Annotated in this window: 23 protein-coding genes; 9 read left to right on the top strand and 14 right to left on the bottom strand. The window is 70.2% G+C overall.

Annotated elements, in window-relative coordinates:
• Nucleotides 1–77: 77 nt before the first annotated feature.
• Nucleotides 78–599, top strand: coding sequence for a low molecular weight protein-tyrosine-phosphatase (locus J0I43_RS08735; RefSeq protein WP_292862136.1), 522 nt, complete (start codon nt 78–80; stop codon nt 597–599).
• A gap of 26 nt (nt 600–625) precedes the next feature.
• Nucleotides 626–2008: an adenylosuccinate lyase gene (purB, locus tag J0I43_RS08730; protein WP_292862133.1), complete on the top strand. Its 1383-nt coding sequence runs from the start codon at nt 626–628 to the stop codon at nt 2006–2008.
• A 12-nt stretch (nt 2009–2020) separates the two neighbouring features.
• Here purB and J0I43_RS08725 read toward each other — a convergent pair whose 3' ends face one another.
• The 7 genes from J0I43_RS08725 to J0I43_RS08695 are packed head-to-tail and all read right to left on the bottom strand — an operon-like array spanning nt 2021 to nt 7184.
• A complete protein-coding gene (locus tag J0I43_RS08725) occupies nt 2021–2353 on the bottom strand; it encodes an amino acid transporter (protein WP_292862130.1) in 333 nt (110 codons plus the stop codon).
• The gene (locus J0I43_RS08720) at nt 2350–2964 is read right to left on the bottom strand and encodes an acyl-CoA synthetase (protein WP_292862127.1); all 615 of its coding nucleotides are present in this window, start codon (nt 2962–2964) and stop codon (nt 2350–2352) included. Before J0I43_RS08720 ends, J0I43_RS08725 begins: the two co-directional genes overlap by 4 nt.
• 40 nt (nt 2965–3004) lie before the next feature.
• Nucleotides 3005–3460: a hypothetical protein gene (locus J0I43_RS08715; RefSeq protein ID WP_292862124.1), complete on the bottom strand. Its 456-nt coding sequence runs from the start codon at nt 3458–3460 to the stop codon at nt 3005–3007.
• A 1-nt stretch (nt 3461) separates the two neighbouring features.
• Nucleotides 3462–4517: a Gfo/Idh/MocA family oxidoreductase gene (locus J0I43_RS08710; RefSeq protein WP_292862121.1), complete on the bottom strand. Its 1056-nt coding sequence runs from the start codon at nt 4515–4517 to the stop codon at nt 3462–3464.
• A complete protein-coding gene (locus J0I43_RS08705; RefSeq protein WP_292862118.1) occupies nt 4514–5320 on the bottom strand; it encodes an alpha/beta fold hydrolase in 807 nt (268 codons plus the stop codon). The genes J0I43_RS08710 and J0I43_RS08705 overlap by 4 nt, the downstream gene beginning before the upstream one ends.
• 4 nt (nt 5321–5324) lie before the next feature.
• Nucleotides 5325–5627 (bottom strand): DUF427 domain-containing protein, encoded by a 303-nt coding sequence (locus J0I43_RS08700; protein WP_292862115.1) that lies wholly within the window; start codon nt 5625–5627, stop codon nt 5325–5327.
• A gap of 27 nt (nt 5628–5654) precedes the next feature.
• The gene (locus tag J0I43_RS08695; RefSeq protein ID WP_292862112.1) at nt 5655–7184 is read right to left on the bottom strand and encodes an MATE family efflux transporter; all 1530 of its coding nucleotides are present in this window, start codon (nt 7182–7184) and stop codon (nt 5655–5657) included.
• 164 nt (nt 7185–7348) lie between these two features.
• Between J0I43_RS08695 and J0I43_RS08690 the strand changes: the two genes are divergently transcribed.
• A complete protein-coding gene (locus J0I43_RS08690) occupies nt 7349–8269 on the top strand; it encodes a DUF808 domain-containing protein (RefSeq protein WP_292862109.1) in 921 nt (306 codons plus the stop codon).
• Between the two features lie 26 nt (nt 8270–8295).
• Here the strand turns inward: J0I43_RS08690 and J0I43_RS08685 are convergent, their stop codons facing one another.
• From J0I43_RS08685 to J0I43_RS08670, 4 genes are all read right to left on the bottom strand, one after another.
• A complete protein-coding gene (locus tag J0I43_RS08685) occupies nt 8296–9102 on the bottom strand; it encodes a ChbG/HpnK family deacetylase (RefSeq protein WP_292862106.1) in 807 nt (268 codons plus the stop codon).
• A gap of 21 nt (nt 9103–9123) precedes the next feature.
• Entirely contained in the window at nt 9124–9975 is an 852-nt protein-coding gene (locus J0I43_RS08680; RefSeq protein WP_292862104.1) for a PRD domain-containing protein, read from the bottom strand.
• A 57-nt stretch (nt 9976–10032) separates the two neighbouring features.
• Nucleotides 10033–11970, bottom strand: coding sequence for a glucose PTS transporter subunit IIA (locus tag J0I43_RS08675; protein WP_292862102.1), 1938 nt, complete (start codon nt 11968–11970; stop codon nt 10033–10035).
• Nucleotides 11971–12152: 182 nt separating this feature from the next.
• Nucleotides 12153–14288 (bottom strand): HAD-IA family hydrolase, encoded by a 2136-nt coding sequence (locus J0I43_RS08670; protein ID WP_292862100.1) that lies wholly within the window; start codon nt 14286–14288, stop codon nt 12153–12155.
• A gap of 60 nt (nt 14289–14348) precedes the next feature.
• Here J0I43_RS08670 and glsA point away from each other — a divergent pair, with 60 nt between their 5' ends.
• The 6 genes from glsA to J0I43_RS08640 all read left to right on the top strand — a co-directional run bounded on the left by glsA (nt 14349) and on the right by J0I43_RS08640 (nt 19210).
• Nucleotides 14349–15350, top strand: a complete 1002-nt coding sequence (glsA, locus tag J0I43_RS08665) for a glutaminase A (protein WP_292862098.1) — start codon at nt 14349–14351, stop codon at nt 15348–15350.
• A gap of 11 nt (nt 15351–15361) precedes the next feature.
• A complete protein-coding gene (locus J0I43_RS08660; protein WP_292862096.1) occupies nt 15362–16987 on the top strand; it encodes an MFS transporter in 1626 nt (541 codons plus the stop codon).
• Between the two features lie 64 nt (nt 16988–17051).
• Nucleotides 17052–17462: an NUDIX domain-containing protein gene (locus J0I43_RS08655; protein WP_292862093.1), complete on the top strand. Its 411-nt coding sequence runs from the start codon at nt 17052–17054 to the stop codon at nt 17460–17462.
• Nucleotides 17463–17654: 192 nt separating this feature from the next.
• Nucleotides 17655–18137: a type VII secretion system-associated protein gene (locus J0I43_RS08650; protein WP_292862090.1), complete on the top strand. Its 483-nt coding sequence runs from the start codon at nt 17655–17657 to the stop codon at nt 18135–18137.
• Between the two features lie 92 nt (nt 18138–18229).
• Nucleotides 18230–18436 carry a hypothetical protein gene (locus J0I43_RS08645; RefSeq protein WP_292862086.1) on the top strand — a complete coding sequence of 69 codons (207 nt, stop codon included), beginning with the start codon at nt 18230–18232 and terminating at the stop codon, nt 18434–18436.
• Complete coding sequence (locus J0I43_RS08640; protein ID WP_292862083.1) at nt 18437–19210, top strand: hypothetical protein; 774 nt, start codon at nt 18437–18439, stop codon at nt 19208–19210. It abuts the gene before it with no gap.
• A 9-nt stretch (nt 19211–19219) separates the two neighbouring features.
• Here the strand turns inward: J0I43_RS08640 and J0I43_RS08635 are convergent, their stop codons facing one another.
• From J0I43_RS08635 to J0I43_RS08625, 3 genes are all read right to left on the bottom strand, one after another.
• Nucleotides 19220–20689, bottom strand: coding sequence for an SDR family NAD(P)-dependent oxidoreductase (locus J0I43_RS08635; protein WP_292862079.1), 1470 nt, complete (start codon nt 20687–20689; stop codon nt 19220–19222).
• Between the two features lie 72 nt (nt 20690–20761).
• On the bottom strand, nt 20762–21187 hold the full coding sequence (locus tag J0I43_RS08630) for a hypothetical protein (RefSeq protein ID WP_292862077.1): 426 nt from the start codon (nt 21185–21187) through the stop codon (nt 20762–20764).
• A complete protein-coding gene (locus tag J0I43_RS08625; protein WP_292862074.1) occupies nt 21184–21876 on the bottom strand; it encodes a hypothetical protein in 693 nt (230 codons plus the stop codon). The genes J0I43_RS08630 and J0I43_RS08625 overlap by 4 nt, the downstream gene beginning before the upstream one ends.
• Between the last annotated feature and the right edge of the window lie 7 nt (nt 21877–21883).

The following is a 21883-nucleotide window of genomic DNA, read 5'->3' as shown; positions in this document are numbered from 1 at the left end:
CGGATTCGCGGATCCCGCTTCTGGGGAGGAGGCGATGGACACTTCCGCGAGGGCGCGCGGCTCGCCAGAATGAAGGGATGCCGCACGTGCTCGCGCCCTTCCGCGTCGTCTTCGTGTGCACCGGCAACATCTGCCGCTCGCCGATGGCGGAGATCGTGTTCCGTGACGTCGCCGAACGTGCGGGGCTCGGGGATCACGTCGTGTCGTCCAGTTCCGGAACCGGGGACTGGCACGTGGGCGAGCGCGCCGACGTGCGCACGATCGAGGCCCTGCATCGTCGCGGGTACGACGGCGAGCACCACCGGGCCCGTCAGTTCACGCTCGCCGACTTCGACCGCAACGACCTGGTCGTCGCGCTCGACCGCTCCCACGAGCGCATCCTCACGAGCTGGGCGCGCACGAACGACGACGTCGACAAGCTCGCGCTCCTTCTGTCCTTCGCCCCGTCTGTCGGCGACGGGTGGGATGTGCCCGATCCCTACTACGCCGGCCCGGCGATGTTCGACGAGGTGCTCGCTATGATCGAGAGTGCGAGCCGGGCGCTCTTCCGGCAGCTCGAACCCGCCATCCGCCCTTCGTCCCCTCGACTCGAAACCTGAGCGCCCGTTTCATCGAACGGAGCCTCGTGACCACCTCCCTGCCTCCCCAGCCCCTGAGCCCCCTCGACGGGCGCTACCGCGGCGCCGTCGCCGGCCTCGCCGACTACCTCTCCGAAGCCGGCCTCAATCGCGCGCGGGTCGAAGTCGAGGTCGAGTGGATCATCACGCTCGCGGATCGAGGTCTGTTCGGCGCGACGCCGCTGACGGATGCCCAGAAGGACGGCCTGCGCGGGCTCTACCGCGACTTCGGCCAGGCCGAGATCGACTGGCTCGCCGAGAAGGAGGCCGTCACACGCCACGACGTGAAGGCCGTGGAGTACCTCGTGCGCGACCGTCTGTCATCCCTCGGGCTCGACGCGATCGCCGAGCTCACGCACTTCGCCTGCACGAGCGAGGACATCAACTCCGCGTCGTACGCCCTCACCGTCAAGCGCGCCGTCGAGAACGTGTGGCTGCCGAAGCTCCGCTCCGTGATCGCCGCGCTCTCGGACCTCGCCCGGGAGCACCGGGATGCCGCGATGCTCTCCCGCACCCACGGCCAGCCCGCGACCCCGTCGACGATGGGCAAGGAGCTCGCCGTGTTCGCGTGGCGCCTCGAGCGGGTCGCGGCGCAGATCGAGGGCGGCGACTACCTCGCGAAATTCTCCGGCGCGACCGGCACGTGGTCGGCGCACCTCGCGGCCGCCCCCGACGTCGATTGGCCGGAGCTCTCGCGGACCTTCATCGAGGGTCTCGGCATCCACTTCAACGTGCTGACGACGCAGATCGAGTCGCACGACTGGCAGGTCGAGCTGTACGACCGCGCGCGCCACGCGGGCGGCATCCTGCACAACCTCGCGACCGATGTCTGGACGTACATCTCGATGGGCTTCTTCGCCCAGATCCCCGTCGCGGGCGCGACCGGGTCGTCGACGATGCCGCACAAGATCAACCCGATCCGGTTCGAGAACGCGGAGGCGAATCTCGAGATCGCGGGCGGCCTGTTCCAGACCCTGGCATCCACGCTCGTCACGAGCCGCATGCAGCGTGACCTCACCGACTCGACGACGCAGCGCAACATCGGGGTCGCGTTCGGGCACTCGCTGCTCGCGCTCGACAACCTGCAGCGCGGCCTGACGGAGATCCTGCTCGCGCGGGGCGTGCTGCTGGCGGACCTCGACGCGAACTGGGAGGTGCTCGCCGAGGCGATCCAGACCGTCGTGCGCGCCGAGATCGTCGCCGGTCGCTCCGAGATCACCGACCCCTACGCGCTCCTCAAGGAGCTCACGCGCGGCCGCCGCGTCGGGGGTGCGGAGCTCGTCGCGTTCGTCGAGGGGCTCGACATCGGGGCGGATGCCAAGGCGCGCCTGGTCGCGCTGACGCCCGCGACCTACACGGGCCTCGCCGACCGCCTGGTCGACGAGCTCTAGCCGGCCGCGCCGTCAGGCGCGAGGGCCGTCGGATGCCTCGGCGTCCGACGCGTCGTCGTCACCCGGCTCCGGCAGCAGGACTCCGTGATCGACCGGCTTGGTCACCTGCGCGGGATCGACCGCGAGCATGAGCAGCGCGATGATGACGAGGGTCGCGATGAAGGCGATGCCGGCGACGACGAGCGAGACGATCACGACGTGCATGCGCTGGTCGTCGCTGAGGTCCTGGAAGAAGCCCATCGAGACGAGCGCGATGACGCCGCCGAACGCGGCCGCTCCGAATGCGAAACCGAGCAGCTGGACCGGCTTCATGAGGTCGCGGCGGGTGGGTCGGTTCTCGCTCATGCGCGCTCTCCTGCCGTCGGCGCGACGGTGACGGCGCGCGGGGAGAAGCCCGCAATGCCGAGGAACACTGCGATGATCGCCGCGTACCCCCCGAACACGCCGACGCCGATCGCCGTGCCGGTGAGGGTCAGGTCCTGCGGACCGACCGTATAGTCCAAGCGGAACGCCGGGTTGACGACCAGCAGGCCCGCGGCCAGCGCGAGCGTGAAGGCTCCGATGAGGATGCCGTCGCGGGCGTACACGTCGCCGGCGCGGCGCGCGCGCAACCCCCCGACGAGCTCGATGACGCCCGCGATGACCGCCCACGCGATGACCGCGACGAAGAAGAGCGTCGTGGAGCGCAGCGGCGGGATGCCCGTGACCATCCCCGCGACGACCGTGACGACGCCGAGGAGCACCGGCACGGCGCGCGATCCCGAGGGGTACACGAGCCACACGGCGAGGAACATCGCGATCGCCGTCGCGATGGCGAACCCGCTGAACACGGAGAGGCCCACGGCGGCCGAGTGGTCGGCCGAGAAGGTGATCATGATCGCCGCGATCGCCGCGAACAGGGCGCGCACGAGTTGCAGGTGTCGCACGGCGAAGGTGCGCGTCGAGGCGTCGGTCACGTGGAGCTCATCCGGACGGGGAGGAAAGGACCCGTCCAGTCTAGGCGCGATCCTCCGGGGCGCCCGCCGCGGTGGCGACGAGCTCGCGCAGCTTCGCCTTCACGGCATCCGTCACCTCGACCACCGCGTAGACGACGGCCCACATCGCGCCGTCGTCGAGCTGCGCGGCATCCTGGAACCCGACCGTCCCGTATCGGGTCTTGAACTTCGCGGCCGGCTGATAGAAGACGACGACCTTGCCGTCCTTCGCGTACGTCGGGAAGCCGTACCAGGTCTTCGGCGCGAGCTCGGGTGCGACGTCGGTGACGATCTGATGCAGAGCGACCGCGACCTCTCTGTCGACGCCGGTGAGCGCGTCGATCGCGGCGATGCAGTCCTCGTACTCCTTCGCGGTCTTCGCGGCGCCCTTGAGGCCTTTGTCGGCGCGGATCTCCGCCGCGCGCTGCTTCATCGCCGCGCGCTCGTCGGCACTGAACCCGCTCTTCGTGTCGGCCATGTCAGGCTCCCCTCTCGTCGTGCGTCGTCTCGTCGTGCGTCGTCTCGGTGTGCGTCGTCGAAGGCGCGCCGTTCCGCCGCAGCGTCTCGACGATACGCAGGACGGCGAGCGTGCGCGCCTGGTCGGCGGCCGGGTCTTCGCCGCGCACGAGCGCGGCGAAGCGCCGCACCTCGTAGACCATGTTGTTGGCGGATGCCTCGACGTGCTCGGCGGTGCGGACGGCGGCCGCGCCACCCCGGGCACGCAGCGACAGCGCGATCTCGCGCGGAGCCGTCACCTCGTCGAACTCGATCGTGCCCCACTCGCCCTGGATCTCATTGGGCCGGTGCGAGACGCCGATCTTCGAGAACGCGACCTGCGCGACGGCGTCGGGGTAGCCGAGCACCGCGGCGCCGGCCCCATCGGCACCCGTCGCGATCTCGACGAGGTGGCCGGCGACGGATGCCGGGGCGCCGAGCAGATGGACGAGCGCGCTCAGCGGGTAGACGCCGAGGTCGAACACGGCGCCGCCGGAGAGCTTCGGGTCGAAGATGTTCGGGGTCTCGCCGCGCAGCACCAGGTCGTAGCGGGCCGAGTACTGCGATTGGCCGAACGAGACGAGCCGCACGGGCCCGACCTGCGGCAGCAACTCCGCGACGCGCTGAAGGCCCGGATCGTAGACGTTGCGCATGCCCTCGAAGACGACGACGCCGTGCTCGCGCGACAGCTGGACGAGCTCGGCGAACTCCTCCGCGGTCGGCGTCGCGGGCTTCTCGAGGAACACGTGCACACCGGCCGCGATCGCCCGCCTCGCCTGATCGGCGTGCGCCCCGTTCGGCGAGCCGACGTAGACGGCGTCGACGTCGCCGGAATGCAGCAGCGCGTCGAAGTCGGTCGCGGCGTGCGGCGCGCCGATCCGGTCGGCGAAGGCACGCCCGCGCTCCGCATCGCGGGAGAAGGCGACATCGATGCGGATGCCGTCACCCGCGGCATCCGCATCGATGACGGCGGCGGCGAACCGCTCCGTGATGCTGCTCGTGCCGATGGTGGCGAGGCGGATCGTGTCGGCGCGCGTCATCGGGAACCCTCCTGGAGGAACGCGATCGCCCGCTCGCGGAAGACGCGCGAGCCCGGGGCGTTGAAGTGGTGGCGGCCGGGGATCTCGAGGAACCTCCCCTGCGGCGTGGCGGCCGCGAGCGCGCGGGACCCCGCGATGATGGCGTCCTCCGACCCGGTCGCGAAGAGGACGGGCTGCTGGGGCGCGTGCGCCGGGTCGGGGTCGACGGTCTTCGACTCGCGCATGCCGCGGGCGATCGCGAGGAGCGCCCGCAGGTCGTTGCCGGGCACGCGCTCGGTGAGGGCGATGTAGTTCTGCGTCACGCGGTCGGTGACCGGCGTGCCGTCTTCGACGTAGGCGCGCACTTGGTCGATGTCCAGGCGGGCGAGCGGGATGCCGTCGGGCACACCTCCGAGGACGGCCCGCGGGATGCGCGGCGCGATGTCCTGGACGACCTCCCACCCGACGCGAGCGCCGAGCGAGTATCCGACGTAGACGGCGTCGTCGACGAGGTAGGTGTCGAGCACGGTCTCGACGTCGCCGGCGAGCTGGCGCAGGTCGTAGTCGTTCGGATCGTGCGGCTTGTCGCTCGCGCCGTGCCCGCGCTGGTCGAGCCCGATGACGCGGTAGCCCGCCCGCAGCAGATCGCGCACCCAGCCGGTCGCGACCCAGTTGTCCTTCGTGCTCGAGGCGAACCCGTGCACGACCACGACCACCGGGTCATCCAGCTCACCCCAGGAGTAGGTCGCGATGCGGAGGCCCTCGCCGACCATGATGAACTGCGGATCGGGCAGTCGGGTCAGTTCGACCAGGGGCGCAGGCACCTGCTCACTCGATGACACGGATCTCCTTCCAGAACGCGACATAGTCGGAGAAGTCCTTGCCGACGCGCTCTATTCCAGACGCGTACGGGTGCGGATAGCTCCAGGCACGGTCGGGCAGCGTCTCGTCGCCCACCGTGACGGTGAAGTACTGGCACTCGCCCTTCCACGGACAGGTGTACGGCGTCGGGCTCGCGCTCAGGTGCTCTGCATGCACGCTCGAAGGTGGGAAGTACCAGTTGCCCTCGATCGAGATGAGATCCTCGCGCGGAGCCTCGGCGATGACGGTGTCGTTCAGGACGGCTTTCATGAAAACCCCTTCCGCATGAACGAGAGGCTACTCCCGGCTGCCGACCTTGCGGTCCCGGCGGCGCGTCCGGGCGAGCCCGCCGCGGCGGCCCGCTCGCCCGCGGCCCGCGTCCTGCGGGGGGATGACGGGCATGGATGCCGTGACGACGGCATCCACCACCATCGACCCATCGGTCGGGCCGATGACGGGGATCGCGGTCGTCTCGGTGACCTCGAGCGGGTCGACGGGCATGGCCGCGAGGGCGCGATGCGCGCGGACGTAGGCGGGGACGAGCACGACGCACGCGCCGATCCAGGCGAGCGGGTTCGACCAGACGACGCCTTCGAAGCCGAGCAGGTGCCCGAGCAGCAGCGCGGCGGCGACGCGCATGACGAGCTCGATGACGCCCGTCACGGTCGGGATGATGGTCGACCCGAGCCCCTGGAGCGATCCGCGCAGGATGAACAGGATTGCGAGCGCCCAGTACCAGAAGCCGTTCACGTGCAGCATCAGGGTCGCGAGCTCGGCGACACGCTCGGACTCGTCGCCGACGAACAGGCGCACCATCGACCCGCCGAACGCGATCAGCAGCGCGCCGAGCACGAGTCCCGTCCCGAGCGCCATCCACCCCGCCTGCACGACGCCGCGGCGGATCCGGTCGGGTCGGCGTCCGCCGAGGTTCTGCGCCGCATACATCGATGCCGCGAGCCCCAGCGACTGCAGGAGCGCCACCGCGAGCCCGTCGACGCGCGAGGCCGTCGTGTACGCCGCGACCGCGTCGGCGCCGAGCGTGTTGAGGGCGATCTGCACCGCGAGGGTGCCGATGCCGATGATGGATGCCTGGAATCCCATCGGCAGACCGAGCCGCAGGTGCTCGGCGATGTCGGCGCGCGTCACGCGCCAGTCGAAGCGGCGCACGTGCAGCACCGGGACACGCCGCCGCACGTAGTCGAGGCACAGCACCACCGATACCGCCTGCGCGACGACGGTCGCGAGCGCGGCGCCGGCGATGCCCCACGCGAGGGGGCCGACCATGAGGATCACGAGCCCGGCATTGAGCAGGCACGAGATCGTCAGGAAGATCAGCGGCGTGCGCGAGTCGCCGATCGCGCGGATGATCGACGCGAGGAAGTTGAACGCGACGATCGCGCCCGTGCCGAGGAAGCTGATCTGCGCGAACACCGTCGCGCCGGGCAGGAGCTCAGCAGGAGTCTGCAGGAGAACCAGGATCGGCCCCGCGAACATCGGCGCGAACACGGTCAGCACGATCGTGATCGCCCCCGACAGCAGCGCGCCCGTCGCGACTGACCGTCGCACAGCGGCGAAGTCGCGCGCGCCGAACGCCTGCGCGGTCGGGATCGCGAAGCCGCTCGTCAAGCCCCACGTGAACCCGAGGAGCAGGAACAGCAGCGCGCCCGTCGCACCCACGGCCGCGAGCGCGTCGACGCCGAGGAGGCGCCCGACGACGATCGCATCGACGAACTGGTACAGCTGCTGGACGACGTTGCCAATCAGCAGCGGCACCGAGAAAGCGAGGATGACGCGCCACGGGCTGCCGGTGGTGAGGGTACGGGACATGAGGCTTTCTGGGGGTTCGGGGGGAGGGCGAACTGCCGCGGAAACAGCGAAGGGCGCTCCGAACGGAGCGCCACGGCATCCACTCTATCGAATCGATTCGACGTCGGCAAGCCCCGTCAAAGCCGCATCCCGGCCCCGTCGCTCGAGCCGGTACTGTGAATCGCATGTCCGTGGGTCTGCTCGCTGTTGTCGACGACATCCTGAGCGCCGCGCTCAAAGCCTCCGCGAAGTCGGCCGGCGTCGTCATCGACGATGCCGCCGTCACGCCCCAGTACGTGCAGGGCCTGTCGCCCGCGCGCGAGCTGCCGGTCGTCGGGCGCATCGCGCTCGGATCGCTCGCGAACAAGTTCCTCGTGATCATCCCGATCGCGCTGCTGCTCACCGCTTTCGCGCCGTGGGTGCTGCCGTGGCTGCTGATCGTGGGCGGCAGCTACCTGTGCTTCGAGGGCGCAGAGAAGGTGCTCGAGTGGTTCGGCTTCCACCACGGCGGTCATGACGGCGAGGAGGGAGCGCGCGACGAGAAGCGTCTCGTCGCGGGCGCCGTCCGCACCGACCTGATCCTCTCGGCCGAGATCATGCTGATCGGCCTCGCCGCGATCGACCCGAGCCTCGGCTTCTGGATGCGCCTGGCCGTCCTCGCGATCATCGCTCTCGCCATGACAGCCCTCGTCTACGGCGCCGTCGCCCTGCTCGTGAAGCTCGACGACATCGGCCTGAAGATGGCGACCGGGGATGCCCCGGGCCTCCGACGGTTCGGCGAGGGAGTCGTCCGTTCCATGCCGACGGTGTTCCGCGTGATCTCGATCGTCGGCACCGTCGCCATGCTGTGGGTCGGTGGCCACCTCGTGCTGCAGAATCTCGGCGAGGTCGGCTGGCACGCCCCGATCGATCTGCTGCACGCCGTCGAACACGCGCTCGAGCCGGCCGGCGCCGTCGTCGTCTGGCTCGGCAACACGCTCGTGTCCGCTGTGGTCGGGCTCGCCTGGGGACTCGTCATCGTCGGCGTCGTGCTCCTCATCGGCAAGGCGTTCGGGCGGAACCTCTCGTTCGCCGAAGGGCACGCGCCGGTCAAGCCGGGCGAGTAGGCCGCGTCGCTCGCGGTGTCGCGGACTCAGAGCAGCCCGGCGCCGGAGAAGCTCACGATCTCGACGCCGGCATCCCGCAGCAGCAGACGCGACTCCGGTGCGGTGACCAGTTCGAGGTCGCGCGCGCGGATGATCGAATAGGTGCTGACCTCCAAGATCTCTGCATCGACGTAGCCGGGATGCACGATGAGCAGGCTCAGGTCGTTGGAGGTGATCGCGGGCAGCATTCGCTTCAGAGCGCCAACCGCATCCGCTGCGGCCTGCGCCTCCCACGGGAACGGCGTCGCGTACCAATCGTTCGGAAGGAGCGGGATCGTGCCGTCGCGGTAGAGGTCGTCGACGTACGGGACGCCCAGCTCCGCTCCGACCTGTCGCACGACCTCGTCGCTGGCGGCGGAGACGAGGGAGTGGGGGTGCACGTAGGCGGGGGGTCGACCCATGAGCTCGACGAACCGATCGACCTGTGCGTGTGCTTCGGCGAGCGTCTGCTCCGCGTCGAACGGTTCGCGCTCGAACGCCGTGACGAGATCGGCGGTGTGCGCCGCGTGGAACGCCATGCGGATCTGCCCGGAGCTGCGGAACGCGCCATCCGCGTTGACGAGATCGGGAACGCGACCGGTGGGAAGGAGGGGCCGGCCCGTGACGAAGTTCAGGTCGATCCCGACATCCACCCCCTCGAGCTCTCGCAGGCGTTCGGCCGCGAACGCGGCATCCGGACGGTTCGTGAAGATGCCGGTCGCACGCACGATTCCGTCGGTGATGGCGTCGAGGATGCCGAGGGTGGTGCCGTGCGTGATGGCGATGTCGTCGGCCTGCACGATGAGTCGGGGCATGTCGGTCCTTTCGGGGTGAGGTCAGTCGTCGGCCGCGCGCTGCTGCTCGTCGCGCAGAGTGATGAGGTGAAGCAGCAGATAGATGCGCTCTTCGTCGGTGATGCCCGCATCGAAGGTGTCGTCCAGGTAGCGGCCGATGTGCTGGACGCAGGCGTACATGTCAGGGTTCTCGGCGATGAGCCGCTGGTAGTAGTCGTCGGCGGCGCCGTGGTGCGCGCGACCGCGGGTGAGACGCTGCACGACGAACTTGATGTGCGTGAGGAAGCGCGCGCTCGCCGTCGTCGATCCGTCGACGTCGATGCCGACGTCCTCCCTGACGATGTCGATGATCGCGCGGATGGTGGCGCCCAGAGTCATCGCACGGCCGGGATCTCCGACGAGCCCGGCGTTGACGAGATGGAGGGTGATGAACCCGGCTTCGTCGAGCGGCAGCTTTCGACCGAGCTCCTCGTGGACGACCTCGAGCGCGTGCAGAGCGATCGCGAACTCGGAGGGGTAGGTCATCTTCGTCTCCCACAGCATCGAGTTGTAGAGCGGGATGCCTTCGTCCATGCGTCGGATCGACGACGCGAGATGGTCGGCGAGACCCACCTCCACGGTCGCCGGCAGATGCACTCCATACGTTCTGGCGAGCATCTCCGACACGCGTGAGGTTGCGCGCAGCACGGGGTACGGCACCTCGAGCAGCACGCGAAAAGCTCCGCTGCGGGCGACGCCGGTGAGGTGGAACTCACGCTCGACACGCTCCTCGTCGACGGCCGCGCCCTTTGCGGTGAGGTAGCCGACGCCGGCTCCGACGAGGATGACGTCCTCGCCGTCGGCGTCGACGGCGCTGATGATGTTGTTGTTGAAGATCTTCGTGATGGTGCGCATGGCTACTCCCTCTGCGGCCGCCGGTCGGTGCCGGCGGCCGCAGCGAGCGGACGGGGGCTACCCCGCGGGGTTGACGGTGAAGAGGGCGGCGCCTTCGCTGACGACGCCTTCGGCGACGTCGACGACGCGCTGGTCGCCGGCGATGTTGGTGACGACGACCGGTGTGACCAGCGAATAGCCGGCTGCGGCGATCGCCGCGGCGTCGAACCGGATCAGCGGCTGCCCGGCTTCGACATGATCGCCCTGGCCGACGACGAGCGTGAAGTGCTCCCCGTTCAGCTTCACGGTATCGATGCCGACATGGATGAGCAGCTCGGTGCCGTCGTCGGCCCGCAGACCGACGGCGTGCCCGCTCACGGGTGCGGCGACGACGACGCCGCTGACGGGCGCCACGACGCGGTCGGCCGTCGCCGACGGGGCGATCGCGACACCGGGACCGATGAGCGACCCCGCGAAGATCGGATCGGGCACCTTCGCGAGAGGGATGACCTCGCCCTCGATGGGCGCGACGACGATCACCGTCGCGGTGCGCGTTCCGGTGTCGACGAGGCCGCGGAATCCGACGCCTGCCGACCCGGTGCCGCGCGTCGCCGATGCGGCGGCATCGCCGGCATCCGCAGCATCCACGGCTTCCGCGGCGCCCTTCTTCTGGAAGCCCCACACCTGCAGCAGGATGATGGGAAGAGCGAGCCCGACCACGAGGGCGAGCACGGCCCCGAGCGTGGGCGACAGGAGAGGAAGCGCGAGGATCGGCGCCGGGCTGAAGCCGATCGCGAACGTGCTGAACAGGCCGAGGACGAGTCCGGATGCCGCGGCCGAGATCATCTCGATCGCGAGCACCCGGCGGTACGGCAGCACGAGCCCGTACAGTGTGGGCTCGGTGATCCCGCCGACGCCGACCGAGATCGTCGCGGCAACCGCCGTGTCACGCAGCTTCTTGTTCCGCTGGCGGGCGGCGAGGATCACCATCCCGAGCGCGACTCCGAACATCGCGTACTGGTACCCGAACGCAGCTCCCAGGATCACGCTCTTGCCGGCGGCGAGCTCGACGAGGGCGATCGAGATCAGCGCCCAATGGATGCCCATCGAGACGAGGAAGATCCACAGCGCCGGAACGATCACGTAGAACGCGAAAGGCACGTTGCCGCTGAGCCACGCGAGGCCATCGCCGATCACATTGCCGAACAGGACGCCGATGGGCCCGAAGACGAGCGCGGTGGCGGGAACGAGGACGAGGATCTCGATCGTCGGGACGAACACCTGCTGCAGCGCCCGCGGCAGGTAGCGCTTGAGCAGACGGTCGAGGCCGCCCAGAGCGAGCGCCAGCATCAATGCGGGGAACATCGAGCTCGCATACGAGTACAGGAACAGCGGCAGGCCGAACGCCTGGACCTGCGTGCCCTGCGCGCCGAGCGCCGTGAACGCGGGGTGCAGCAGCGCGGCGGCGATCGCGGCGCCGACGAACGGATTCGCTCCGAGTTTGCGCGATGCCGTGAACGCCGCGAAGACCGGGAGGAAGTAGAAGATGGCGTTTCCGGCCGCCGTCATCACCCCGGCCGTCGGGCTGTCGGCGGCGAGCCAGCCGAACTGCGTCAGCAGCAGCACGAGCACCTGCACGAGTGCGGCGCCCGTGATGGCGGGGATCAACGGCTGGAATGTCGCGCCGAGGAAGTCGAAGACGACGTCGAGGGGCCGACGCTTTCCCGCGCCTTCGGCCGCGCCATCGCCCATTGCCGACCAGCCCGGAAGTCCGACCAGGTCGTCACGTACTCGATCCACATGCGTCCCGATGACGACCTGCACCTGTCCGCCCGCCTTCACCGCCTGGATGACGCCGGGCGTCTGCGACAGCCCTTCGTAGTCGACCTTGCCGTCGTCGCGGACGACGAAGCGCAGCCGAGTGGTGCAGTTGTGGACAGAGGCGACGTTGGCGGGGCCGCCGACGAGGTCGCCGATGCGCCGCGCAAGCGCCGCGTCCGTCGTGGTTGTGCTCACGGTGTTCTCCTTCATTGGAAGACGTCCGAAGTCTCGCCTGCCGGGCAACAAAAAAGACCTCGCACTACGCATCCGTAGAGGAGGTCTCGCCTGCCGTGCAGTAACAATCCTCGCGGAGCCCACGCTCCGCGAGGACAGTATGCAGGCGCACGCCCAGATGTGTCAAGAACGGGCCGCGGGCATCACCCCGCGATCGAGACGCGCACGCCCGCGCCGTCCGGAATGGGCGAGACCTGGATGCCCGTGGCATCCGCCACCGCCCAGGTCGGCCCGGCCGCCGCGGCGTGCGGGCCGACGCCGATGACGCGCATCCCGGCGGCAAGGCCCGCCGCGATGCCGTTGGCCGAGTCCTCGACGACGATGCAGGCGGCCGGCTCGACGCCGAGAGCGCGGGCCGCGGCGACGAATCCCTCGGGGTCGGGCTTGCTGCGGGCGACGTCCTCCGCGGTGACGGCGAGCGGCGGCATCGCGAGGCCCGCGGCATCCATGCGCGCCTGCGCGAGCTCACGGGTGGCGGAGGTGACGAGCGCGTGCGGCAGTCCCTCAAGGGCTCCGAGCAGAGCCGCGGCTCCGGGGATCGCGACGACCCCCTCGGTCTGCGCCGTCTCGGCGACGAGCAGCTCGCGGTTCTCCGCGAGGTTGATCTCGTGGGGGCGGTCGGGGAGGAGGAGCGCCATCGAGTCCTGCCCCTGACGCCCGTGGATGATCGCGAGGGTGCGCGCGGGGTCGACGCCGTGCTCGATCGACCACTGCGTCCACAGCCGCTCGACGACGGCCGTCGAGTCGACGAGCGTGCCGTCCATGTCGAGGAGGAGCGCCGCGGCATCCGTCGTCGTCGTGCCTCTCGCCTCGGCGACGGATGCCGGGACCTGCAGCCCCTCCCATCCGTTCGCCAGTGGCGGCACGTGCCACCCGGCCGTCACCGCGCCGGCGGCGTCGCGCGTGACGATCATGCGATGCGGCGACGTCGTGTCGACGACGTGCACGAGCACGGAGCCGTCGGGGCGGGTCTCGCCGCGCGTCGCGAGGTGCAGGCGGTCGGCTTCGCCGTTCCGAACGCAGGCGGAATCGTCGCCCCCGACCCCTGTGGCGGCCGATGCGGCCGGTTCGGCCTGCTTTCGGAACAGGATCTCCGTCCACCGGGTCGCGACGGGGAGCTCACCGACGTCGGGCAGGGTCAGCGACCAGCCGTCTCCCGTGTCGACGAGCGTGAGGCCCTCTTCCGCGGACGGCGCCTCGCCCGGCCAGAGCGCGATGCGATCGCGGGCGTCCCACGTGTCGCGCGCCTCGGACGGCGCGGGCAGGGCCGCCCCGGCGGCACCGGCAGCAGGCGAGCCCGCTCCGCCCGCGGCCTCCGCGACCGCGACGGCGTCGACGAAGGCCCAGAACGCCCGCAGCGTCGCCTGCGTGTCCGCCGTCGCGCCCTGGTAGGCGAGCACGAGGTCGTGCTCGGGGATGACGAGCCCGAACTGGCCGGCCGCGCCGTCCAGACGGAAGCCGTGCGTGCTGCGCCACACCTGGTAGCCGTAGCCGAGCGCCCAGTCGTTCGCCTCGCCGGCGGCCGCCGCGGGCCCGTCGAAGGAGGCGGTGACCGACCACGGCCGGCTCATCTCCTCGACGTACCACGCCGGCGCGACCTGCGCGCCGGCGAAGGCGCCGCCCGCACCGAGCATGATCGCGACGCGGGCGAGGTCCTCGACCGTGAGGTGGTAGCCGGATGCCCCGTGTTCGACGCCTCCGCGCGAGCGCATCCACCGCTCGCCGATCCCGAGCGGGTCGAGCAGCCGCGGGCGCAGGTACGCCGTCAGCGCCTCGCCCGTGAGGGCCGTGACGATCGCCGAGAGCGCGTGCGTCGCGGGTGAGCTGTATGCGAAGTGCGTCCCGGGCTCACGCTCGGGAGTGACGTGGAGCAGCTCGCGCGGATCCTCTCCCAGCGCGTCGATCTGCGCACTCGTGTGGCCCGTGTTCATCGTCAGCAGGTGGCGAACGGTGATGACGGGGGCGCCGGTCGGAGGCACGACCGCGAGCAGGTCCGCGGCCGCGGCGTCCAGGGACACCCGGCCCTCATCCGCCAGGAAGCCGATCGCGAGCGACGTGAACGTCTTGGATGCCGAGTAGACGAGCGCCGGACGGTCCTGTCGATACGGCGCCCAGGCCGTCTCGAACGCCACCTCGCCGCGACGGGCCACGAGCAGCGCGTGCGGGTCGAGGCCGTCCTCGGCGAGCCGGTCGGCGAGTGCGAGAAGTGCCGCGGTGGGGATGCCGAGCTCCTCGGAAGATCGGCGGACGAGCGGGCGCGACGAGAAGGTGGACGTCATAGCTCCACCCTACGAGCGGGAAATCGCCCGATCGTGCGGTGGGAGCGCTACCGTGACGGTATGCACCCCGGTGATTACGATGTCGCCGACATCGCGCAGGCCTCCGAGACCGGCCGTGTCCCCGCGGACGCGCGGATCGATGACCTCCTCGACTCCGCCTATCGGCGCGCCCTCACGCACCGGGAAGGCACGGTCGCCGACTACATCCCGATCCTCGGTCGCGCCGACCCGGAGGCGTTCGGCGTCAGCGTCGTGGACGTCGACGGCGGCATCCATTCGGTCGGCGACACCGCGACCCGCTTCTCGATCCAATCGATCTCGAAGGCCTTCGTCTACGCCCTGCTGTGCGAGGCGGTCGGACACACCGACGCGTACCGCATCGTCGGCGTCAACAACACGGGGGCGCCATTCAACTCGGTGGTCGCGATCGAGCTGAACGGCGGGCATCCCGGCAACCCGATGGTCAACGCGGGGGCGATCGCCACGACGGCGCTCATCCCCGGCGGGAGCGCCGCCGAGAAGTGGGATGCCGTGCACGCCGGACTGTCGCGCTTCGCGGGGCGCGCGCTCGATGTCGACGACGAAGTGTATCGCTCGGAGTCCGAGACGAACCAGCGCAACCGTGCGATCGCGACGCTCCTGCAGAGCTACGACCGCATCCGCTGCGATCCGCTCGAGGCCGTCGACGTCTACACCCGGCAGTGCTCTCTCCTGGTCGATGCCCGCGACCTCGCCGTCATGGGCGCCACCCTCGCCGACGGCGGCGTCAACCCGGTCACCGGCGAGCGCGTCGTCTCCGCCGAGGTCGCGCGCGACACGCTCGCGGTGATGGCGGCGAGCGGCCTCTACGAACGCTCAGGCGAATGGCTCTTCGAGATCGGGATGCCGGGGAAGTCCGGGGTCGCGGGTGGACTCGTCACGATCGCGCCGGGCAAGGTCGGCATCGGCGCCTACGCGCCGCCGCTCGACAGCGCGGGCAACAGCGTGCGCGGTCAGATCGCGACCGCCTATCTGTCTCGCGCCCTCGGCCTCAACATCTTCGCCTCCGCTTCACACGCCTGAGAGGACCCCTCATGAGCACCACCGACTCCGCCGCCACCTCCACGCGCACCTCCTGGGTGCCCATGATCGGGCTCTTCCTCGCCCAGATCCTCATGTCGTTCAACGTCGCCGCCCTCCCCGTGACGCTCGGCGGCATGGTCGACACGTTCCAGGTGCCACCCACCGACGTCAGCACGGCGATCGTGACGTACGGCCTCGTCGTCGCGGCCCTCGTGATGGTCGGCGCGAAGATCGGGCAGCGCGTCGGCTGGGTGACGATGTTCCGCGTCGTCGTCGCCCTCTTCGCCGGGTCCGCCCTCATGATGATCCTCGCCCCCTCGGTGGGATGGGTCATCGCCGCGCAGGCGATGGCGGGGGCATCCGCAGCGATCATCGTCCCGTCGCTCGTCGCGCTGATCGCCGAGAACTACCACGGGTCGCAGCAGGCGACCGCGATCGGGTCGCTCGGTTCGGCCCGCGCGCTCGCGGGCGTCAGCGCCTTCCTCATCGGCGGCACGCTGGCGACCCTCGTGGGCTGGCGCCAGGTCTTCATCGTCGTGCTCGTCATCGCCGTCGCGGTGTTCGCGCTCAGCTTCCGCCTGCGCGGGGCCCCCGGCAACCGCGACATCAAGATCGACGTCGTCGCGGCGCTCCTCATCGGCGCGGGCATCATGTCGCTGACCCTCGGCGTCAACAACCTGAACCGGTGGGGCCTCCTGTCGGCGACGCCCGATGCGCCGTTCCAGGTCGGCGGGCTCTCCCCCGCACCGCTGCTGATCGTGATCGGCGTCATCCTGGTGCAGCTGTTCTTCCTGCGCACGCGACAGCGCACGAAGGCCGGGAAGGTGCCGCTCGTCGCCCTGTCGGTGTTCGGGTCGGCGCGCGAGCGCGCCGCGGTCTACGCGATGTTCATCGTGGTCGCGCTCGAGGCGGCGCTGAACTTCACGGTGCCGCTGTACATCCAGATCGTGCAGGGGCGAACCCCGTTCGACACGTCCCTCGCGATGCTGCCGTTCAACCTCACAGTGTTCTTCGCGGCGATGCTGGTCGTGCGGTTCTACCCGCGGTTCGCACCCCGGACGATCGGCGTGTTCGGCTTCTGCCTGACGACCGTCGCGCTCATCTGGCTGTCGTTCGTCGTGACGAACAACTGGGAGACGCTGCCGACGATCCTCGGACTCTTCGTCTTCGGCGTCGGCCAGGGCGCGCTCGTCACGCTCGTGTTCAACGTGCTCGTGACCGCCTCGCCCAAGGAGCTCGCGGGGGATGTCGGATCGGTGCGCGGCACGACGCAGAACCTCGCCTCCGCCGTCGGCACCGCCGTCGCGGGTGCGCTCCTCGTCGGCATCCTCTCGACGAACGTCGTCACCGCGCTGGCCGACCACCCCGAACTGCCGCCTGAGCTCGTGTCGCAGGTGGCCCTCGACCGCACCAACTTCGTCAGCAACGATCGGCTCCGCGCGATCCTCGATGAGACGGATGCCACGACCGCCCAGGTCGATGCGGCGGTCCAGGTCAACGAGGACGCGCGTCTGAGCGCGCTGCGGCTGGGGCTGCTCATCCTGGCCGGAGTGAGCGCGATCGCGATCGTGCCCGCGAGCAGACTGCCGCGCTACCGACCGGACGAGATCCCCGAGTCCGTCGCCACGGGGCGCTGACCGTCGAGGCGGCGAACGCTCCGCTCGTCGCCGCGGCGGGATCCGTTCCTGGTACCGTGCGAAGGTGACCGACGCCGCGGCATCCCCCCGTTCCATCCGGGTATCGGCGGCCGTCATCACCGACGCGGAGGGTCGCCTGCTGCTCGTGCGCAAGGCGGGCACGACGGCCTTCATGCAGCCGGGCGGCAAGCCCGAGCCGGGCGAGACCCCGGACGTGACGCTCGTGCGCGAACTGCACGAGGAGCTCGGGCTGCGGCTCGATGAGGCGGCGCTGGAGCCGCTCGGCGAGTTCACCGCCGCGGCCGCGAACGAACCCGGGTTCCTCGTGGTGGCCGACGTCTTCCGCGTCGACATCGGCGGCCAGACCCCGGTGGCGGATGCCGAGATCGACGAACTGCGCTGGGTGACGCGCGCCGAGGCATCCGACCTCGACGTCGCGCCGCTCGCCGCGACCTACTTCCTGCCGGACGCGTAGCGCGCCCGACGGCGGGTTTCCGCCTGCGATACGGGTGGTTAGGCTGACGGGGTGACTCCGCCGAATCCGCTGGTCGCCGGGCACGTCGACACCGCGACGGCTCCAGACGGATGCCGCAGCCCGATGACCTCCCCGCCACCGCCCATCACGGATGAACTCCGAGCGGAAGCACGATCGAATCCGGGCGCATGGGTGTGTGCGATCGACCCGGAGTTCAAGGGCGCTGATCGGGTGCCGCCCGAGGGCATCATCGGGGCGTGGCGATCGGACGACGCGGGCGAGCTGAGTGACGATTTCACTCCCAATCCCCGCTACGTGCCGTCCCCTATCGCACGGGGCTGGCCTCGCCCGATCACCAAGCTCGAACGAGTACTCCAGCTCGCCCGGGCCGGACACGCAACGAGTCGACAGCTGGATGAGGAGTTCGCCGCTTCGGAACTCGTCATCATCACTCGTCCGGAAGGTGAGATCGTTCTTGCCACGGCCAAAGACGGAAGCCGCTTGGCCTACGCTTTCACCGATGCCGAGAAAGCAGCGGCCTCGGGGTATCCCGATCTCATCGTTGTTCCCGGCCGGGACTACGCGCGGACGCTTCCTGAGGGCGTTCGGATCGCTCTCGACCCCGGCGCCGAGTTCGCTGCAATCATCGACCCAGCCGACATCCTGAAGGCATGAGCGGCAGGTCGCGCGGGATCAAGGTGAGTCGCGAGACGGAACGACTGTACCGAGCAATCCAACGCTCCCTCGATGGTGGTTAGGCTGACCGGGTGATCCCCTTCCGCGAACAGGGCTGCGACTACTGTCGCGAGAAGTGGATCTATCGTTCGGATCAGCCCGGGTTCATCGGGGAGGCGGACGGTTCACGCTTCTACCGATGCGCACTGTGCAGGTCGTACTGGGAGCTCGGGTTCGACTACCCCTCGGTCGTGGATCGCCAGCGCGTCCTCGCGATGCTGGGTACTGGACGGGTGTGAATGGACGACACTCCCGAGGACATCGCCAACCGAGGTCGATCCGCTGAGATCACGGCGGCGGAGCTTCTGGCCGCTGCCCGCGAACGGTGGGGCGGTGCCGCGCAGCACGCGGCGACCAGCGAGGGGCAGACGACTATCGCGCTCTTCGACCTCTTCCGACTCCACGTGGACGGCGGAGGCGGCCCTGGGCGACTCAGCGGGTGGGATCGCGATCTGACGGGGATGCTGCGCAGCCCGGCATCCGACGACCTGGCGCGACTCTTCGCCGACGTCGACCGCGTCATTCATGACGTCGCGACGCCCGAGGCGCTCGATCCGACCCTAGAACGCGCTCACGCGCTCGGCCTGCTCGAGACGCGTCCGGAACTCACGTGGAGCGAGAAGCGCGACGCCGCCGTGCGCGCTCGTGAGCTGCGCGCGAATAGAGATCCCGCGTTCAAGACCGTCGATCACGATGACCTGCGACGTCGCATCGCGCAGAAGTGGCCCGGCGTACCCATCACCCAGGCCGCCGAGATCGATTGGATCTCCCTCTTTCGTCTCCGCCCGTATGGCACCTTCCGCGTGGGGATCGGCCACTTCTTCCGTGAGGGCATCCGGGCCGACATCCTCGCGGCGACTCCGCTCCGCGAAGCGGTGGGGACGCTCGGCTCGCTCGGCTCCGACAGCACCGCGGCGTCGGTCGACGACTTGCTCGCCCGGATGGATGCCTGGCTGCGCCTGACGCTGCCGCCCGCAGAGATCCTCGCGCTGCCGCTCACCGACGCGGAGTGACCGCGCCACTCACCACGAGCTCTTGCGGTAGTCCTTCAAGAAGATGCCGAACAGGTCTTCGCCGGCCTCGCCGCGCACGATCGGATCGTAGACGCGCGCCGCCCCGTCGACGAGGTCGAGTGGTGCGTGGAAGCCCTCTTCGGCGAGACGCACCTTCGTGAAGTGCGGGCGCTCGTCGGTGATCCAGCCGGTGTCGACGGCCGTCATAAGGATGCCGTCCGTCTCGAACATCTCGCGGGCGCTCGTGCGCGTGAGCATGTTGAGCGCGGCCTTCGCCATGTTGGTGTGCGGATGCCCCGGGCCCTTGTACCCGCGGCCGAAGACGCCCTCCATCGCCGACACGTTGACGATGTACTTCCGCCGGGCCGGCGCTGCGGCCATCGCCGGTCGCAGGCGGCTGACGAGCAGGAAGGGCGCCGTCATGTTCGCGAGCTGCACCTCGAGCATCTCGAGCGGCTCGACCTGATCGACGTGCTGCGTCCAACTGTTGATGTGGTTCTCGTCGGGCACGAGGCCGCCCGCGTCGATCGCCGTGCCGGCGGCCAGGCGCTCCAGCGACGAGGAGCCGGCGGCCATCGCCTCCGCCGTGAGCGCCTCCGCACTGAGCTTCTCCGACGAGGGCGCCGCGGCGGCCAGGATCGGATGCGACGAGACCGACTGCGCGAGGGCGAGCGGGTGCGCGTCGTTCGTGTGCCCGAAGGTCAGCAGCTCGGGCAGCGGACCCTGCGGCAGGGGCGCCAGCTCGGCATCCACCAGCGGCTTGTACGCGCCGGTCGAGCGGCGCACCGTCTGCGCCGCGTTGTTGATGAGGATGTCGAGCGGCCCGTCGGCGGCGACGGCGTCGGCGAGGCCGATCACCTGCGCCGGGTCGCGCAGATCGATGCCGACGATCTTCAGGCGGTGGAGCCAGTCGGCCGCGTCGGGCAGCGCCGAGAAGCGGCGCACCGCGTCGCGGGGGAAGCGTGTCGTGATGGTCGTGTGGGCCCCATCGCGCAGGAGGCGCAGCGCGATGTACATGCCGATCTTCGCGCGTCCGCCGGTCAGCAGCGCGCGGCGACCGGTGAGGTCGGTGCGCGCGTCGCGCTTCTCGTGGCTCATCGCCGCGCAGTCGGGGCAGAGCTGGTGGTAGAAGGCATCCACCGTCGTGTACTGCTCTTTGCAGATGTAGCAGGCGCGCGGCTTGATGAGCTCGCCCGCCGTCGGCGCGGCGGTGCGGGCGGCGAGGGGGATGCCGCGGGTCTCGTCGTCGATGCGGTCGGGAGCGCCCGTCGCGGTCGCCGCGACGACGGCGCGATCGGCGTCGGCGATCCGCTGGCGCTTGTCCTTGCGGGCCAGCCGCTTGACGTCTTTGTACATCTTCCCGGTGGCGCGGCGCAGGGCGATGTAGTCGGGGTCCTCCGGGTCGAGGTCGGCGGTCGCGGCGATCACACGCAGCGCGATCTCGAGCTCGGCGGGGTCGATGGAGGAGTTTTCGGGCACAGGAGAGTGTACCGAGCGGGTCTGAACGGATGCCGGGGCGGGCGCCGTCCGGTCGTTCGCTGCCCCGCGGGGTCAGTCGCGATGCGCGGCCGCGCCGTACAGCAGCGCTCCCTGGAGCGAGACGACGAGGCTCAGCAGGAGCGCGAGGCATCCTGCGCCGATCGCGGGGACGGACCCGAGCAGCCCGCCGAACACGATGCCGAGCACGGCCCCCGCGACGCCGACGACGAACGAGAGGATCGTGAACAGCCGGATCGGTCCCGTCATCGCCGACGCACCGGCGGCGCGGGCGACCCGGTAGCCGACGATGCCCAGGAGCGCGCTCAGCACGCCGAGCACCAGCATCGCCGCGGCCGGGCCGACGAAGGCGCCGTCGCGGGCCCCCGCCCAGAGGAGCGCGGCGCCGAGCGCGACGGCGCCCGCGGCGACGATGACGCTCACCGTCGCCGTCACCCGCGGGCGGCGAGAGCGGAAGGCCGGACGCTCCGGGGAGCTCATCGCGTCGCGATCTGCGGCCAGGAGGCGATCCCCGCCGATGTCGAGCGCAGCGTCGAACGCGCCCCGCCGGCGGCGACGTAGAGGACGGCGACGCCGGCCCCGGCGGCGACGAGGAAGGCGACGATCCCGAGCGTGACGAGGACGGGGACGGCCGGCAGGCCGATGATCGTCCCGGTCGCGACCGCCGCCCCCGCGAGCGCGCTGAGCAGGGCGATGATCGCCACCGCGACGCCGGCCCAGAACGCGATGATCGCCCCGGCCATCGTGGTCATCGCGCCCGCGATGTTCTCCGCGTAGTCGGACAGGATCGACGTGTTGGCGCGTCGCTGAGGCTCGATCGACTGCTGGTACTGGTCGGCGGCGCGCCCCGTCCAGCGGTCGTCCACCGACAGGTTCAGGTCGGTGATGTCGTCGTTCAGCCGTGCCACCTTCGCGGCCATCTGCTTCCACCCGTCGGCGGCCCCGTTGAGCGTGAAGGGGTCACCGCAGTACGACAGCTTGTCCGCGAACCAGTCCCAGAACTCGCCGAGCTTCGTGAGCATCGCGTCCCAGCCGTCGCGAAGACGATCGGCCACCCACTTCAGGGAGAAGGGGATGCGCCCGAGCACGGCGTTCACGAGTCGGGTGATCTGGTCGATCCTGTCCTGGATCTTCCGCAGCAGTTCGATGATTCGGTCGACGGGATTCATGGTGCGT

Origin of the sequence: Microbacterium sp. (genome assembly GCF_017305435.1) — a bacterium.
GTDB lineage: Bacteria > Actinomycetota > Actinomycetes > Actinomycetales > Microbacteriaceae > Microbacterium.
Note: the sequence above shows the minus strand (reverse complement) of the source record. Positions and strands in the feature narration are given on the sequence as shown.